This window comes from Pseudomonas iranensis (assembly GCF_014268585.2).
Lineage (GTDB): Bacteria > Pseudomonadota > Gammaproteobacteria > Pseudomonadales > Pseudomonadaceae > Aquipseudomonas > Aquipseudomonas iranensis.
Window position 1 is genome coordinate 69,195 of record NZ_CP077092.1, and the last position, 13,853, is coordinate 83,047.

The following is a 13,853-nucleotide window of genomic DNA, read 5'->3' on the forward strand; positions in this document are numbered from 1 at the left end:
CCGTTACGCCCGAAGTCGCAGACGTTGCAGCCAGGACGAAGTGGCGCCCAAGGCGTCACGCAATTGTTGGGCAGTGATGGTGCGTTCTGCCGGGTTGAAGCTCAGCGCGGTTCGCAGCGCGTGCCAGCCGTGCTGGGGTAGATTCGCTGGGGCGCGCAGCTCGCGCTCCAGGTGCTCGTCGCGGGCCTGGGTCGAGGGTAAGCGGCGGAACGGGTGTTTGCCGCCCGCCAGTTCGTAGATGACGCAGGCCACGCCGTACACGTCCGCGCTGGCCGACAACGGTTGGCCCTCAAGCAGTTCGGGGGCGGCGTAGCCCGGGGTCCAGGCGTTGAAGCGCTCGCGGCTCAGGTGCGGCAGGCCGGGCAAGATGCCCTCCTCTGCCTGCCCCAGACCGAAGTCGAACAGGCGCAGGCCGTCTTCGCTGAGCATGACGTTGCTCGGCTTCAGATCACCGTGCAGCACGCCGCGACGGTGGGCGTAGGCCAGCGTGTCGAGCAGCGGCAGGACGATGTCGCGCAGTTCTTTCCACGGCAGGCCGAGAGGCCGCTCGCAGAGCAATTTGTCCAGGGTCAGGCCACGCATGTATTCCATGGTGATAAAGGCCCGCTGGCAGTCGGTGTCGACTTCAAAGGTGTGCGCACGCACGACATTGTCGTGGCGCAGACGCCGGGTCAGGGCGAACTCGCTGTAGAGCAAGGCACTGGCGTCCGGCGATTCGGCAAATTCTTCGCTGAGGATTTTCAGCGCAATGTAAGGGTCGGGATCGCCGAACTGCTCATGCAGCAGATCCCGCGCCCGGTAAACGGCGCCCATGCCACCGGCCCCGAGCAGACGCTCGAGGTGGTAGCGACCGGCGAGTACATCCGGCAGCGCACCGATGCTGGCCTTGGTCGGCGCCAGCAACGGTTCGGCCTTGTTGCCCTTGGCGAAGGCGAAGTAGGTCAGGTTGCTGGCCTGTTCTTCGCTGATCAGCAGGTCATCGATGGGCGATTCGAGTTCACTCATTGGCGGATCACCACGGCAGTCAGGTTGTCGCGCGCGGCGCCCCGCAGAGCGCCGTCGAACAAACGTTCCAGCGCCACGTGCGGCGCGCTGAGGCTGAGGGCGTTGCCGAGGGCATCGCTGCTCAGGCCCTGATACAAACCATCGCTGCAGAGCAAGAACACATCGCCCGGATAGACCTCGAGTTCAAGCACATCCAGGGTCAGTGTGTCGGCGGCGCCGACGGCTCGGGTGAGTGCCTGAGCCGCCGGGTGCGCTGCCGCCTGTTCGACGCTCATTTGCTGCTCGTCGATCAGCTGCTGTTGCAGCGAATGGTCCTTGGACAGCTGATACAGCCGCTGCCCGCGCCACATGTAGCATCGGCTGTCGCCGGCCCAGATGCAGGCCGCGCGATTGCCTTCCACCAGCAGCGCGACGACGGTGCTGCCCATGATGCTGTCGTGACGCCCGGCAGTGACCGTCAACTCCTGGCCCAAGCGCCGGTTCAGCCAGTGCAGGCACTGGCGGATGGCTTTGAGGCGTTCGTCGAAGTCCTCGTGTTGCGGCAACTCAGCCAGGCTGGCGACGATCAACTGGCTGGCGATGTCGCCACCCTGATGACCGCCCATGCCGTCCGCGACCACCCACAGCCCGTGCTGCGGGGAGTCGAGGAAGGCATCTTCGTTGCGCGCCCGCACCTTGCCCGGGTCGGTACGCGCCGCGCTGCGCCAGGGACTGGCCACCAGCATCAGAGCTGCACCGGCATACGGAAGGTGCGCAGCACGCCCATGTCGAACGGGTTCGGCGTGCGCTGGCTGGTCAGCAGGTAGTTGGCGCGCAGGCCGCCCACGTCGGCTTTCAGTACCAGCACGTCACGACCGTTCAGGTACTCGGTCTGCATCAGGTCGAACAGACGGAACAGCGACCATGGGCCGGAGTTCTTCTCGATACCGATCGGACGCCCGGCCATCTTGTCCATGACCAGACTGGTGCGACCGTCTTCAGCATCGGTCGGCCACTTGAAGGTCATTGGCAGGATCGGGCCGTGACGGTACTCCATGGTCTTGTCGCCGAACTTGAATTCGGAACGGCTGACCGCCGGATCGAGGGTGTACGGCTCCAGTTTGAACTGCACGGTCGGCTCGGCCGGGTTGATCGAGAAGAAGCTCTGGCGAATGGTCTGCGCCGCCGCCATCTGATCGAGGTAGACCTTCGATACCGGCAGGCTGTGACCGTCGACGCTGCGCATGCGGTAGTTGCCCGGATCGCCGCTGACGAACGGGCGCATGTAGCTGTCGAAGAAGCGGTCGACGGTACCTTGCGCACGGAAGAACTCACGGAAGTCGCTGATCGCCACGTCGCTGGTGCTGCTGGCGCTGAACGGATAGCGCTTGCTGATGGTTTTGCCATACACGCTGTACAGCTCGTTCTGATAACGGCCGTTCAGGTATTGATAGGCATCGTTGAGCACCAGGCGCCACGAGTCTTCGGCCAGCACGTTGAACCACACGCTCAGCGGACGCGGCAGACGACCGGAGGCATTGCGCAGGTTGGTCAGCGCATCACGCTGGCCGCTCATGCGCGTCTTGGCCATCTCGAACGCGGCTTGCTCCGGCGTGCTGGAACGGGCCAGGCCGGCCAGTTGCAGTTGCAGGTCGTTGAGCGCGCTGAACGCTGGCGTCAGGTCAGCGCCCGGGCCGTTGTTGTCATCGAGCAGACGATGCAGCGGTTCGAAGCGGCGTTGCAGGGATTTCTTCGCGGTGTCCGGCAGGTTCTTCGCGACGTTCAGCGCCGAAGCCTTGTCGGCGGCAGCCGCGGCGAGTTTGCCGACCTTGCCCAGTTTGCCTTTCTGCCCGGCCAGCGCATCGGCAGCTTCGCCGGCTTCATCGACCGGATCAGCCGCGGCTTCGAAGCGGGTGTTTTCACGTACTTCGGTGAGCAATGCGAGGACCGGCGAGTTGGCCGACGTCAGGCCCGCCAGTTGCTCGGCGCCTTCGCCGGCGTCGCTGATCGGTGGCAATGCGACCTGGCCAACGGCTTCGCTCCAGTAGTTGGCGTAGTCGCGGAAGTACAGCTGCTCGAGTTCGACCATCAGGCGACGCAAGTCCATGTCGCTGATGCCAGCGCCTTCGCCCAACACCCAGTTGTCACGCAGGATATCGGTGACCAGCGCCGCGCCCTGCACCGAGAAATACTGCTGATAACCCTGCTGGGTGTAGAAACCCGGGATCACGTATTCAGTGCCGATGAACAGCGAACCTTGTGGGCCGAGGTGTTGGCTGAAGCGATAGTCCGGCAGGTTGCGCGCCTGCTCGCGGAGCATGCGGTAAACCACGTTGGCCAACGATTCGCTGCGCAGGACCTGACGCGCCTGCGTGACCAGTTGATCGTTCAGCGGATAAATGAACGGCTGCTTGAGCAAGCGCTCGAGGTGAGTGTTCAGACCGTTCTGCACCGCGGTGTTGCCGGTGTAGCGCTGCGACCAGTCAGTGGCGACCCAGTCCTTGAGCCATGCCGCGTCGCGACGATCCTTCATGTTCAGCATCAGGTACGCGCGCAGGCTGTTGAGCAGGCGATCGCGGTCCTTCATGTTGGCGCGGATCTGCCCTTCGAGCATGGTCGCCACCCGTGGCAGCAACTGCGCTTCAAGCTCACGCTCGTAGGCGGTTTTCACCACCGGGTTGATCTCTTCGCCCTGATACAGGCCGCCACGTTCGTGGTACGACACGTCGCCCTTGCTCGGGAACACCTGAGTCGCTGCGTAGCTGGTGTCGAGCACTTTCAGCACGCCCATGGCGTCATCACGCGGCGTCACGGCCGAGCGTTGCTGAGTCCAGTTCTGCGCCAGCGTGCGCAGGTTTTCCAGACGCTCGTAGTTGGCCGAAAAGCCACCGGCCCAGAGCATGCCGAACAGTGCCAGTGCTGCCAGTGCGCCGACGTACAGCGCGCGCTGGCCCCAATGAATGCGGCTGCGCTCGCGCTTGTCCAGACCGGCCAGATCGGCCTCGGGGAAAATCACTTGGCTGAGCAAGTGGTGGATGAACCGCGAACGGCCGCTGCGCAGGGTCGGCAGCACACCGGCGTTCATGCCCAGGCTGGCGCCGATGCCGGCGGTAGTCGAGTCCATTTCCTGGGTCAGGTGTGGCGCGCTGGTCAGGTAGAAACCGCGCAGTTGCGTGGCGCGCTGATAACGGTTGCCGGTGAACGCCATGTCGACGAACAGGCACAGACGCTCGCCGATCTGCCCCAACTGATGCGGGAAGTCGAGGATGCGGCCACGGCGCTGAGTGTCGCGCTCGGAGTGCATGCGCATGATCACTTGGCTGTTCAGGCGGCGCAGCAGCTCTTCGAACTCGTTGCGCAGGACCGTGACGTCGGTGCCGACCTGATCCTTGCGGAAACTGGTGCCGAGCACCTGATCACTTTCTTCGCGGGTCAGCTGATCGAAGAATTCGTCGAAGCCGAGCAGCTTGTCCGCCTTGCTCAGGACCAGATACACCGGCACATCGACGTGCAGTTTCTGATGCACGTCCTGCAAACGGCTGCGCACCTGGCGCGCGAGGGTCTCGATGTCCTGCTCGCTGCCGCCGGTGAGGGTTTCCACCGGAATGGTCACCAGCACGCCGTTCAACGGACGGCCGCGACGACGCTTGCGCAGCAGCTCCAGCAGGGTTGTCCAGGCGTTGCCGTCGACTTCCGCGTCCGGTTGAGTGGTGTAGCGCCCGGCGGTGTCGATCAGTACACCGTGATCGGCGAAATACCAGTCGCAATGACGGGTGCCGAGGGTGTCGCGGGTCAGCTTGCGGTCGATCTTGTTGATCGGAAATTCCAGACCGGAGAAGTCCAGCAGGCTGGTTTTGCCCGAGGCCTGCGGACCGATCAGCAGGTACCACGGCAAGTCACTGCGCCAGCGCTCGCTGCGACCGCGATACAGGCTCGACGTCTTCAGGGTTTTCAGGGCGTCCTTGAACCGCGCCTTCAACTCTTTCTGTTCTTCGTCGATCAGCTCTTCGCGGCGGATACGGTCCTGGCCGTCCTCGCTTTCTTCTTCGGCTTTCTTGCGGATACCCGCGCGCCAGCTGACGAAGACCATGGTCAGGCCCCAGATCAGGAACAGCACGCTGATGGTCAGCAGGCGCGAGGTCGCGCTTTCCCAGAACTTGTAATCATCGACCGCCAACAACGGGCCGACGAACCACACCAGCAGCGCCACGAACAGCACCAGCAGCAGAGTCCAGACCCAGGTCTGGCGCAGGAAGGCGCCGACTTTCTTGAAAAACTTTTTCATCACACGTCCCTGTTTTACGGCTGCGCCTGCGGTTGCACCGCGGCTGGATCAAGCGGCTGATAAGGATGCAGAACGGTGTCGCGTTGTTCGCTCAGGACCCAGGCGAAGCCCGAATACATCACCACCAGGCAGACCAGAGTAAAGAGCACCACCATCCACGCCGGCACGATGCGCACCAGGTTGCGGCGCTGATCGTTGAGACCTTCCCAGTGCGGCGACAACTCGCGCGGCACGTCGCCACGCAACTGACGGATCTGCCGGTACAAGGCGTCGCGGATGCCTTCAAGCTCAAGCATGCCGCGTGCCTGTACGCGGTACTTGCCCTCGAAACCAAGGGACAGGCACAGGTACATCAGTTCGAGCATCGGCAGGTGCTTGACCGGGTTTTTCGACAGCCGATCGAGCAGCTGGAAAAACTTCTCGCCGCCGAAGGTTTCGTTGTGGAAGCTGCTCAGCAGGCTCATCTGCGACCATTCGCTTTCGTTGCCCCACGGCGTGGTCACGACAGCTTCGTCGACCACGGTGCAGAGCACGTAACGCGCGGCCATTACCTGGCTGCTTTCGGCGCCGTTGTGCAGGGCGCGCACTTCAAACAATTTCAGCCCGGCGGTCAGCCGCTCATTCAGCGCATACAGGTCTTCGCGGGTTTCGCTGTGCTTGAGACGCACCACTTCCGAGAGCAGGTCGGACGAGGCCGCGACCAGCGAGTTGAGGCTGATGTTGAACGCCTCTGCCGGACGCAGGCGCGCGGCGTAGATCATGCGTTCTTCCAGTTGCTCGAAACGCGGCGGCGCGGCGAAGTCGGTCAGCGGACTCGATGCCGGTCCGTGGCCCTGACGGTCGAGCAGGACGGTTTTGTCGTCCTGGTTGTAATCCGTTTCCTTGATCATGTCGGTCAGTTCCTGATGGCCCAGAATTTCAGTTCAAGCTCGGCGAATTCGCCGGACACGTGGAACGCGAAACCGCCGGAGCGCTCGAGTTGTGCCAGGTCTTCGGAACTGAGTTCGAGGATGAAATAGGTTTTGTTCGAGTGGAACGCGATCTGCCGTGGGGCCACCGGCAACGGTTTGACCTTGATCCCCGGCAAGTGCAGGTTGACCAGTTGGCGGATGCGCTCCACCGGGCCGACCTTGAGGTGCTGCGGCAAACGCTGACGCAGTTCTTCGGAGTCGCAGTTGGCACTGGCTGCCAGCACGAACGAGGCCGAGCCGAGCAGTTTGTGGTCGTGCAACGGCGAGACGATGATGCCGTACTGACGCGCCTGCAGGATCAACTCGATGGCGTGCTGTTCGAGCACCATCGACAGCACCTGACGGATCGCTTCCATCAGTTTGCGGAAGCTTGCGCCCTGATCGGCGTGGGAATAGCGGCTGTCCAGACGCGGGCGTTTGCTCTCGCCGGAGAAGGTCGCCAGATCGCCGAGCATGGTCAGCAGCGTGCGGTACAACTCTTCCGGGTGCACCTGCTCAAGCCCGAGGTAATGGCGCAGCAGCAGTTCGGTACGGTTGATCAGTTGCAGCATCATGAAGTCGCCGACTTCAGCGCCGCCGACCTTGCCGTTGGAGCGAATCCGCTCGGCAATGGTGTCGCCACGGTGGCTGAGCATGCTGATGACTTCTTTCAGGCACGACAGCAGGTAGCTGGAGGCGTGGGCCTGAATATAGGTCGGGACGAAATCCGGATCGAGGCTGATCACGCCGTCGGGCGTGGTGTCGAGCACGTCGCAGATTTTCAGCTTCACATAGGCCTGATCGCTCTGCTGCTCGCCGAGCAACAGTTTGAAATCCGGGCGACCGCAGCTGACCTGACTGGCGGAATCGTCGCCGGCGTTGGAATCGGCGACTTCCGCGTCATACGCGGTGTAGCGCGCGAGCACGTCGGATTGCTCCGGGCGCCGGGCCTCGATGTGGTTGCCGGTGACCAGCGGCAGCGCCAGATAGATCGGCGTGTTGCCGGTGTTCGGCGGCACGTCCAGCGCCAGCGGCTCAGTGTTGCCACCGAGTTCGAACAGGCTGCCGTCGGGCAGAATCCCCGAGGCTTCACTGATCACCAGTTTGCCCATGTTGAGGAACTGCAAGTCGATCTCCAGATTGAGGAAACCCCAGGTGTAGCCACCGAGCAATTGCGTGCGGGTTTTCATCTGGTGATCGTAATAGCGATCGTTGTGCTGGAAGTGCTGCGGACGCAGCAGCATGCCTTCCTGCCAAATGACTTTATGGGTGTTCATGATCAGTCATCCGCCTTGGCGAGCACTTGTTGGGTGTTGCGGATACCGGCCTGATCGAGGGTCAGATCAGCCTCGGTGAGTTCCAGCGGAGTGATCTGCACGGTGTGCCGCCATTGGGTATCCGGCAGGTCGCGATAGGCAGCGAGGATGCCTACGTAACGGCTGCCCTCCTCCACGCTGAGTTTCAGTTCCACGGTTTCACCCGGGCGCAGTTCGAGTTCTTCGCTGGCCACAAGATCCGGGTTGAGGGATTCCTTGGCGCGTTCGTAGAGGCTGAAGAAATCAGCGTTCTCGAAGGTCACCGGGTGCTTGAGTTCGAACAGACGCACGACGATCGGCGACGGCCGCCCGTTGAGGTCCGGGTTGAGCTGATCGCTGCCGGTCAGTTTCAGATTGATCTTGGTCACTTTCGAGTACGGCGACAGCGACGAGCAACCGGCCAGCAGCACCAGCACGGTGAGCGCAGTCAGCGTCTTGAAAAAAGCGGTCGAGCGGCGAGACATGCGCATCATCCTTGGTGGTCGGTGTGGAGGGTGGAGATCAGGCGGATCTGTTCTTCGTAAGCCTGGGCAAAGTCGCGGGCCAGCAGACGCTCGCTCCAGTCATCGTCCTGACGCAGCGCCTGGTGATAGCGGCCGAACGCTCTCCAGCGCCCGCCCGAAGTGGCGATCAATGGCTTGCTGTCACGCTCGAAACGCAGGGTCAGTTGCTCTGGCGAGAAGTGCTCCAGCGTGCCACGCACAGCGGCGCGACTGGCGGTCAGAAGAGCCACTTGGTGCGCCTGCAAATCACGGAATGCACGGGAGATCGCTTGCTCGGCCGGCAGATGGCCGGGCTTGCTTGGCTGCAACAGAATCTGCAGTGCTTCGCTCGGATCGACGGCGAATTTCAGCGGGTTCTTGTTGGTGCCTTGCACGGTGGTCTGGGCCAGACGCAGTTCGTTTTTCAGCTCGGAGCGGGTGCGCAGGCTCTGCTGCAAACCGCCGATGCTCTGGCGCAGCAGGCGCGCAGCGTTGAGCGCCAGCGCTTCGCGTTCGTCGTGGCTGAGGCCTTTGACGTCGACGCCCAGCGCCGCGCCGAAGTGTTCCCAAAAACCTTCGCTCTGACGCTCGACGGCTTTCGGCGCAGGCGCCGGCTCAGGTTCGACCGGGGCGGCAATCAGCTCCGGGACCATCAGGCTTTCCATGTCGATGCGCGCGTAGTCGGCACGTTGACGGGAGTCTTCCGGCTTGGCGGTAGGCGACAGCAGTTCGTCGATTTCCGAGTACACGCGCTCTTGCTGTTCGAGGGCGTTGAGCGGGTCGAGGTCAAGAAACGCGTCGTCCGGAATGATGCTGCCAGCGGCGCGCGGGCGGCCGACTTCGCCGTCGAAGGTCGCCGGGTCACGAACCAGCCGCGCACGGATCTCGAAGTCGCCGAGAATGTAGGTGCTGCCGTGCTCGATGCGCACCGGCTCGCCCTTGTGCAGGCGCGCGCCGCTGCTGCCGTCCTGGACACCGTTGCTGCTGGTGTCGGTGAGGAAGAACGAGCCCTCGCGGTAGCTGACAATCGCGTGATGATTGGACAGGTGCCGCTTGCGGTCAGGGATGATCCAGTCGCAGTCCTCGCCGCGCCCGATCACGCCGCCGGCCTGTTTGAAGGTCCGCTGGCACAGCTCGGTGGGCACGAACTGCTTGGTGTTCAGCATTTCGAAAACCAATTCCATGTTTGATGCTCCTTGCGGTCACTTGCCGCGATTGACCGCTTGCGGATCACCCAACGGGCGATAGTCGTTGTCGTTGAATTTGTAATTGCCGCTACAGCCGCCAAGGCCGCATAGAACGACGAGGGTCAGCAGGACAGCGTGCCAGTGACGAACAGACATCAGAGGGTCTCCAGGTGTAGACAAAGCACAAAGCGCCGACCCTTGCGGGCGGCGCTGAAATAAGTTTTTGAGGTGGGCTCGAAGCCTCTAGATCGGGGCCTTGAGCCATAGCCTGGAGGTACGGCGACCTCCCGTGGCGAGGGGACTTGTCCCCCTTGGGGTGCGCAGCGCCCCCATAACCTGCCAGCGCGATTTCTCAGTGAAACCGTATGTACCGGACTGCGACTGCTGCGCAGCCGGACGGGGATAAATCCCCTCGCCACAGGGTATGTGTTGGGTTCGAAGAAGTGCTGTAGCTCAACCATCAAAATCACCCAAATTGATATTCAGGCGCCCGAGGCGGTACAGCAGCGTGCGCCGTGGCAGGCCCAGTTCGCGGGCCGCGAGGGTCTGGTTGCCGTCGTTCTTGCGCAGGCAATCGAGGAGCAATGTGCGCTCGACCTGTTCCAGGCGTTCGCGCAGATTCAGGCCGCTGTTGTCTTCCGGCATCGCTTCCAGGCGCAGAGAAAAATGCTCGGCGAGCAACTCGCCGCCCTCGCAGAGCAACACCGCGCGCTCGACCAGTGCCTTGAGTTCGCGAACGTTGCCGGGGAAGTTGTAGCCGCACAGATGCTCCAGCGCCGAATCCGACCAGCGCACCGGATCACGCTGCAAAAACGTGCAAGTCTTTTCCGCAAAGTGCCGGGCCAGATCGAGGATGTCGCCTTCGCGCTGACGCAGGGCCGGCAGCTCGATCGGGAATTGTGCGAGGCGGTAGTACAAGTCCTCGCGGAACTTGCCTTCGCTGACCAGCGCCGCCAGATCACGGTGCGTCGCGGCGATGATGCGCACGTCAATCTTGTGCGTGTCGTTGGAACCCAGCGGACGAATCTCGCCTTCCTGCAACACGCGCAGAATCTTCGCTTGCAGCGACAACGGCATGTCGCCGATTTCATCGAGCAGCAACGTGCCGCCATTGGCCGCGTCGAACAGCCCGGCGCGATCGCGATCGGCGCCGGTGAAGGCGCCTTTGCGGTAGCCGAACAGTTCGCTTTCCAGCAGGTTTTCCGGGAACGCCGCGCAGTTCTGCACGATGAACGCCTGGGAGCGACGCGGGCCGCAATCGTGGATCGCCCGCGCCACCACTTCCTTGCCGGTGCCGGTCTCGCCACGCAACAGCACGGTGTACGGGCTGTGGAGGATCTTGCTGATCAGCGAGTAGGTCTGGCGCATCGCCGCGCTTTTGCCGATCAGGCCGTAGCCGCTGATGCTCGGCACGCTGCGAGTGGCGGTGGCCGATTCGGCGGCTGGCTGACGCAGGCGTTGCAGCAGATGCAGTTGGCCGAGCACGAACGAGCCGAGCTGGCCAAGGGAGTCGGCGAAACCCTGCAAGTCAGTGCGACGACGACTGGCACACAGCAACAAGCCCTCAACCGACTTGTGCTGATTGACCAGCGGCACGCACAACAGCGACTGCCACGGCGTGCTCGTCGCCGGCAGAAAACTGGTTTCGTGCAGGCTGCCGGTCAGGTCGTCGAGGCACACCACGCGGTTCTGGCACAGGGCGAATTGCAGCAGTTGTTCACCGTTGTAATCCGCCGGCAGGCTCGCCGCCTGACGCGGTTGCAGCGCGCCGTCGAGGCACTCGGCGTTCATCCCCAGGCAGGTGTGGGTGGCGTCGAGCAGATACAGCTGCGTCAGTTCGCAGCCGCTCAGCTCGGCCAGCCCACGGACGAATTCACCCAGCAGCGCAGCACTGTCCGCCGCCCGCGACAGACTGGCGAACTGCGCCAGCAACGCTTCGGCATAGACCAGCGGCTGCGGCACTTGAGTGAACATCACGCCCACCTCAGACGAACTCGCAGGTCACGCTGGAGTTGCCGTCAAGCGTGGCATGCACACGCTTGAGGCTCTCGCCGGTCGCCATCGCATCAAGCAGACGATCGGCGACCAGCGGCAGCACGTGTTGATCGAGCAGATGATCGATCAGGCGCGCACCGCTTTCGCTTTGCGTGCAACGCTCGGACAGGTGATCGACGAGGTTCTGGCACCAGCTGAACTCCAGCTGACGACGGTTCAGGCGCTCGCCGAGACGGCCGAGTTTGATCTCGATCAGCTCGCGCAGCACCGGGCCGCCCACCGGGTAGTACGGCACCACTTTCATCCGCGCCAGCAGCGCCGGTTTGAAGTGTTTGCTGAGTACCGGGCGAATGGTTTCTTCGAGCACTTCGGCGGTCGGCCGCGCGCCGTCTTCGCAGAGTTCGCTGATCTTGTCGCTACCGAGGTTGGAGGTCATCAGGATCAACGTGTTGCGGAAGTCGATCTCGCGACCTTCGCCGTCGTTGGCCACGCCTTTGTCGAAGATTTGGTAGAACAGGTTGAGCACGTCCGGATCAGCCTTTTCGACTTCATCGAGCAACACCACCGAATACGGCTTCTGGCGCACGGCTTCGGTGAGCATCCCGCCCTCGCCGTAACCGACGTAGCCCGGTGGCGCACCAATCAGACGCGAGACGGTGTGCTTTTCCTGGAACTCGGACATGTTGATGGTGGTGATGAAGCGGTCGCCGCCGTACAGCAGGTCAGCCAGGGCCAGCGCGGTTTCGGTCTTGCCGACGCCGCTCGGGCCGACCAGCAGGAACACACCGACCGGTGCATCAGGCTTGTTCAGGCCGGCAGCGGTGGCGCGCATCGAACGATCCAGCGCGTGCACGGCTTGTTCCTGACCACGGATGCGTGTGCGCAGATCGGTGGCGAAACTGGCGACCTTGGCGTTGTGCTCGCGGGCCAGTTGCGCCAATGGCACGCCGGTCCAGGCGCTGATCACTTCGGCAACCAGACGCGGGCAGACTTCGAAGCTGACCAAACGTTCTTTGACTTGCGCAGCGGTCAGTGCGGCGTGGGTTTCATGCAACTGAGCTTCCAGCGCTTCGACGCTTTGGCCTTCTTCAACTTCGGCGACCACGGTTTCAATCACGGTGCCTTCGGCGTCTTCTTCCACGCTGACGGTCGGCTCGACAGCTGCAGCCTCGCGAGCCTTGGCCAGTTGCTGACGCAGTTCCAGCAGACGCTCGGCCAGTGCTTTTTGCTCAGTCCACAGGGTCTCGAGCGCAACCATCTCGCTTTCGGCTTCGTCCAGACGCGCTTCCAATGCTTCCAGCGCTTCGTGGTCGATCAGCAAGCCAGCTTCGGCATCGCGGCGTAGGGCCTGGCGCTGACGGCCGCCTTCAGCCAGTTCGCCACGCAGGCGCTCCAGACTTTCCGGGGCCGCAGCGAGGCTGATGCGCACGCGGGCGCACGCGGTGTCGAGGACGTCGACGGCCTTGTCCGGCAGTTGCCGACCGGCAAGGTAACGCGCGGACAATTCAGCAGCGGACACCACCGCGTCATCGCGCAGATAGATGCCGTGGCTCTTCTCGTAGACCTGAGCCAAGCCACGCAGGATGGTCACCGCTTCGCTGACAGTCGGTTCGTGCAGTTGCACGGGCTGGAAGCGACGGGCCAGCGCCGGGTCTTTCTCGAAGTATTTCTTGTACTCGGCCCACGTGGTCGCGGCGATGGTGCGCAGTTCGCCACGGGCCAGCGCCGGTTTCAGCAGGTTGGCCGCGTCGGAACCGCCAGCGTTGCCGCCAGCGCCGATCAGCGTGTGGGCTTCGTCGATGAACAGGATGATTGGTTTCGGCGAGGCTTTGACCTCGTCGATCACGCCTTTCAAACGACGCTCGAATTCACCTTTGACGCTGGCGCCGGCCTGCAACAGGCCCATGTCCAGCGACAGCAATTCAACGCCTTTGAGTACCTGCGGCACTTCACCGGCAGCGATGCGCGAAGCCAGACCTTCGACGATCGCGGTCTTGCCGACACCGGCCTCACCGACGACGATCGGGTTGTTCTTGCGGCGACGGGCGAGGATGTCGACCATCTGCCGGATCGCGCCGTCACGGCACAGCACCGGGTCGAGTTTGCCGTCGCGAGCCTGCTGGGTCAGGTTGTGGGTGAAACGCTGCAACAGCGATTCGCCCTGCGCCGCCGGTTTGCCGTTAGCCGCCGGTTGCTCTTGTTGCGACAGGGCAAATTCTTTCAGGCGATCGATGTTCAGCTTGGCGAGCAGCGGCTGATAACGGCTGCCGGCATAACGCATCGGGTTGCGCAGCAACGCCAGGATCAGCGCGGCGTCTTCGACCTGGGTCTGGCCCAGCTCGAGGTTGGCCACCAGCAGCGCGTCTTGCAGCCATTGCACCAGTTCCGGGGCGAACACCGGGTTGCGCGAAGCGCTGTGCTCGACCCGCGACTGCAATGCAGCGGTCAGTTCACCGGCGTCGACGTCAGCATCTTGCAGCGCGCGCGACAGCAAGCCGTTCGGGCGCTCGAGCAAGCCCAGCAGCAAGTCTTCGACGAGGATCTTGCTGCCGCCACGGGCGACGCAACGCTCGGCCGAACGTTCCAGATCACGACGGGTTTCGGCGTCCAGCGCCTGGATGAGTTGTTGCAGGTCTACGTTGATCATGGCTCAC

At 63.2% G+C, this 13,853-nt stretch carries 10 protein-coding genes; all 10 read right to left on the minus strand.

The genetic code is table 11. The features are described 5' to 3' along the window. Window positions 1–3 precede the first annotated feature (3 nt). The gene (locus tag HU724_RS00340) at window positions 4–1,005 is read right to left on the minus strand and encodes a serine/threonine-protein kinase (protein WP_186568791.1); all 1,002 of its coding nucleotides are present in this window, start codon (window positions 1,003–1,005) and stop codon (window positions 4–6) included. After that, window positions 1,002–1,730, minus strand: coding sequence for a PP2C family protein-serine/threonine phosphatase (locus tag HU724_RS00345; RefSeq protein ID WP_041476618.1), 729 nt, complete (start codon window positions 1,728–1,730; stop codon window positions 1,002–1,004). Before HU724_RS00345 ends, HU724_RS00340 begins: the two co-directional genes overlap by 4 nt. Continuing rightward, entirely contained in the window at window positions 1,730–5,269 is a 3,540-nt protein-coding gene (gene tssM, locus HU724_RS00350) for a type VI secretion system membrane subunit TssM (protein WP_016772512.1), read from the minus strand. The genes HU724_RS00345 and tssM overlap by 1 nt, the downstream gene beginning before the upstream one ends. A 14-nt stretch (window positions 5,270–5,283) precedes the next feature. Continuing rightward, a complete protein-coding gene (icmH, locus tag HU724_RS00355; protein ID WP_016772511.1) occupies window positions 5,284–6,159 on the minus strand; it encodes a type IVB secretion system protein IcmH/DotU in 876 nt (291 codons plus the stop codon). Window positions 6,160–6,164: 5 nt separating this feature from the next. Continuing rightward, a complete protein-coding gene (tssK, locus tag HU724_RS00360) occupies window positions 6,165–7,496 on the minus strand; it encodes a type VI secretion system baseplate subunit TssK (RefSeq protein WP_016772510.1) in 1,332 nt (443 codons plus the stop codon). Window positions 7,497–7,498: 2 nt separating this feature from the next. After that, window positions 7,499–7,999 carry a type VI secretion system lipoprotein TssJ gene (gene tssJ, locus HU724_RS00365; protein ID WP_016772509.1) on the minus strand — a complete coding sequence of 167 codons (501 nt, stop codon included), beginning with the start codon at window positions 7,997–7,999 and terminating at the stop codon, window positions 7,499–7,501. 5 nt (window positions 8,000–8,004) lie between these two features. Continuing rightward, a complete protein-coding gene (gene tagH / locus HU724_RS00370) occupies window positions 8,005–9,201 on the minus strand; it encodes a type VI secretion system-associated FHA domain protein TagH (protein ID WP_016772508.1) in 1,197 nt (398 codons plus the stop codon). An 18-nt stretch (window positions 9,202–9,219) separates the two neighbouring features. Next, window positions 9,220–9,360, minus strand: coding sequence for a hypothetical protein (locus tag HU724_RS00375; protein ID WP_003229566.1), 141 nt, complete (start codon window positions 9,358–9,360; stop codon window positions 9,220–9,222). A 297-nt stretch (window positions 9,361–9,657) separates the two neighbouring features. Beyond that, a complete protein-coding gene (locus HU724_RS00380) occupies window positions 9,658–11,178 on the minus strand; it encodes a sigma-54 interaction domain-containing protein (RefSeq protein WP_122705536.1) in 1,521 nt (506 codons plus the stop codon). Window positions 11,179–11,188: 10 nt separating this feature from the next. Next, a complete protein-coding gene (gene tssH / locus HU724_RS00385) occupies window positions 11,189–13,846 on the minus strand; it encodes a type VI secretion system ATPase TssH (protein WP_039757338.1) in 2,658 nt (885 codons plus the stop codon). Window positions 13,847–13,853: the final 7 nt, after the last annotated feature.

Coding starts and splice junctions, on each gene's coding strand:
- HU724_RS00340 (WP_186568791.1), bottom strand. CDS start 1,005: ATGAGTGAACTCGAATCGCCCATCGATGACCTGCTGATCAGCGAAGAA.
- HU724_RS00345 (WP_041476618.1), bottom strand. CDS start 1,730: ATGCTGGTGGCCAGTCCCTGGCGCAGCGCGGCGCGTACCGACCCGGGC.
- tssM (WP_016772512.1), bottom strand. CDS start 5,269: ATGAAAAAGTTTTTCAAGAAAGTCGGCGCCTTCCTGCGCCAGACCTGG.
- icmH (WP_016772511.1), bottom strand. CDS start 6,159: ATGATCAAGGAAACGGATTACAACCAGGACGACAAAACCGTCCTGCTC.
- tssK (WP_016772510.1), bottom strand. CDS start 7,496: ATGAACACCCATAAAGTCATTTGGCAGGAAGGCATGCTGCTGCGTCCG.
- tssJ (WP_016772509.1), bottom strand. CDS start 7,999: ATGTCTCGCCGCTCGACCGCTTTTTTCAAGACGCTGACTGCGCTCACC.
- tagH (WP_016772508.1), bottom strand. CDS start 9,201: ATGGAATTGGTTTTCGAAATGCTGAACACCAAGCAGTTCGTGCCCACC.
- HU724_RS00375 (WP_003229566.1), bottom strand. CDS start 9,360: ATGTCTGTTCGTCACTGGCACGCTGTCCTGCTGACCCTCGTCGTTCTA.
- HU724_RS00380 (WP_122705536.1), bottom strand. CDS start 11,178: ATGTTCACTCAAGTGCCGCAGCCGCTGGTCTATGCCGAAGCGTTGCTG.
- tssH (WP_039757338.1), bottom strand. CDS start 13,846: ATGATCAACGTAGACCTGCAACAACTCATCCAGGCGCTGGACGCCGAA.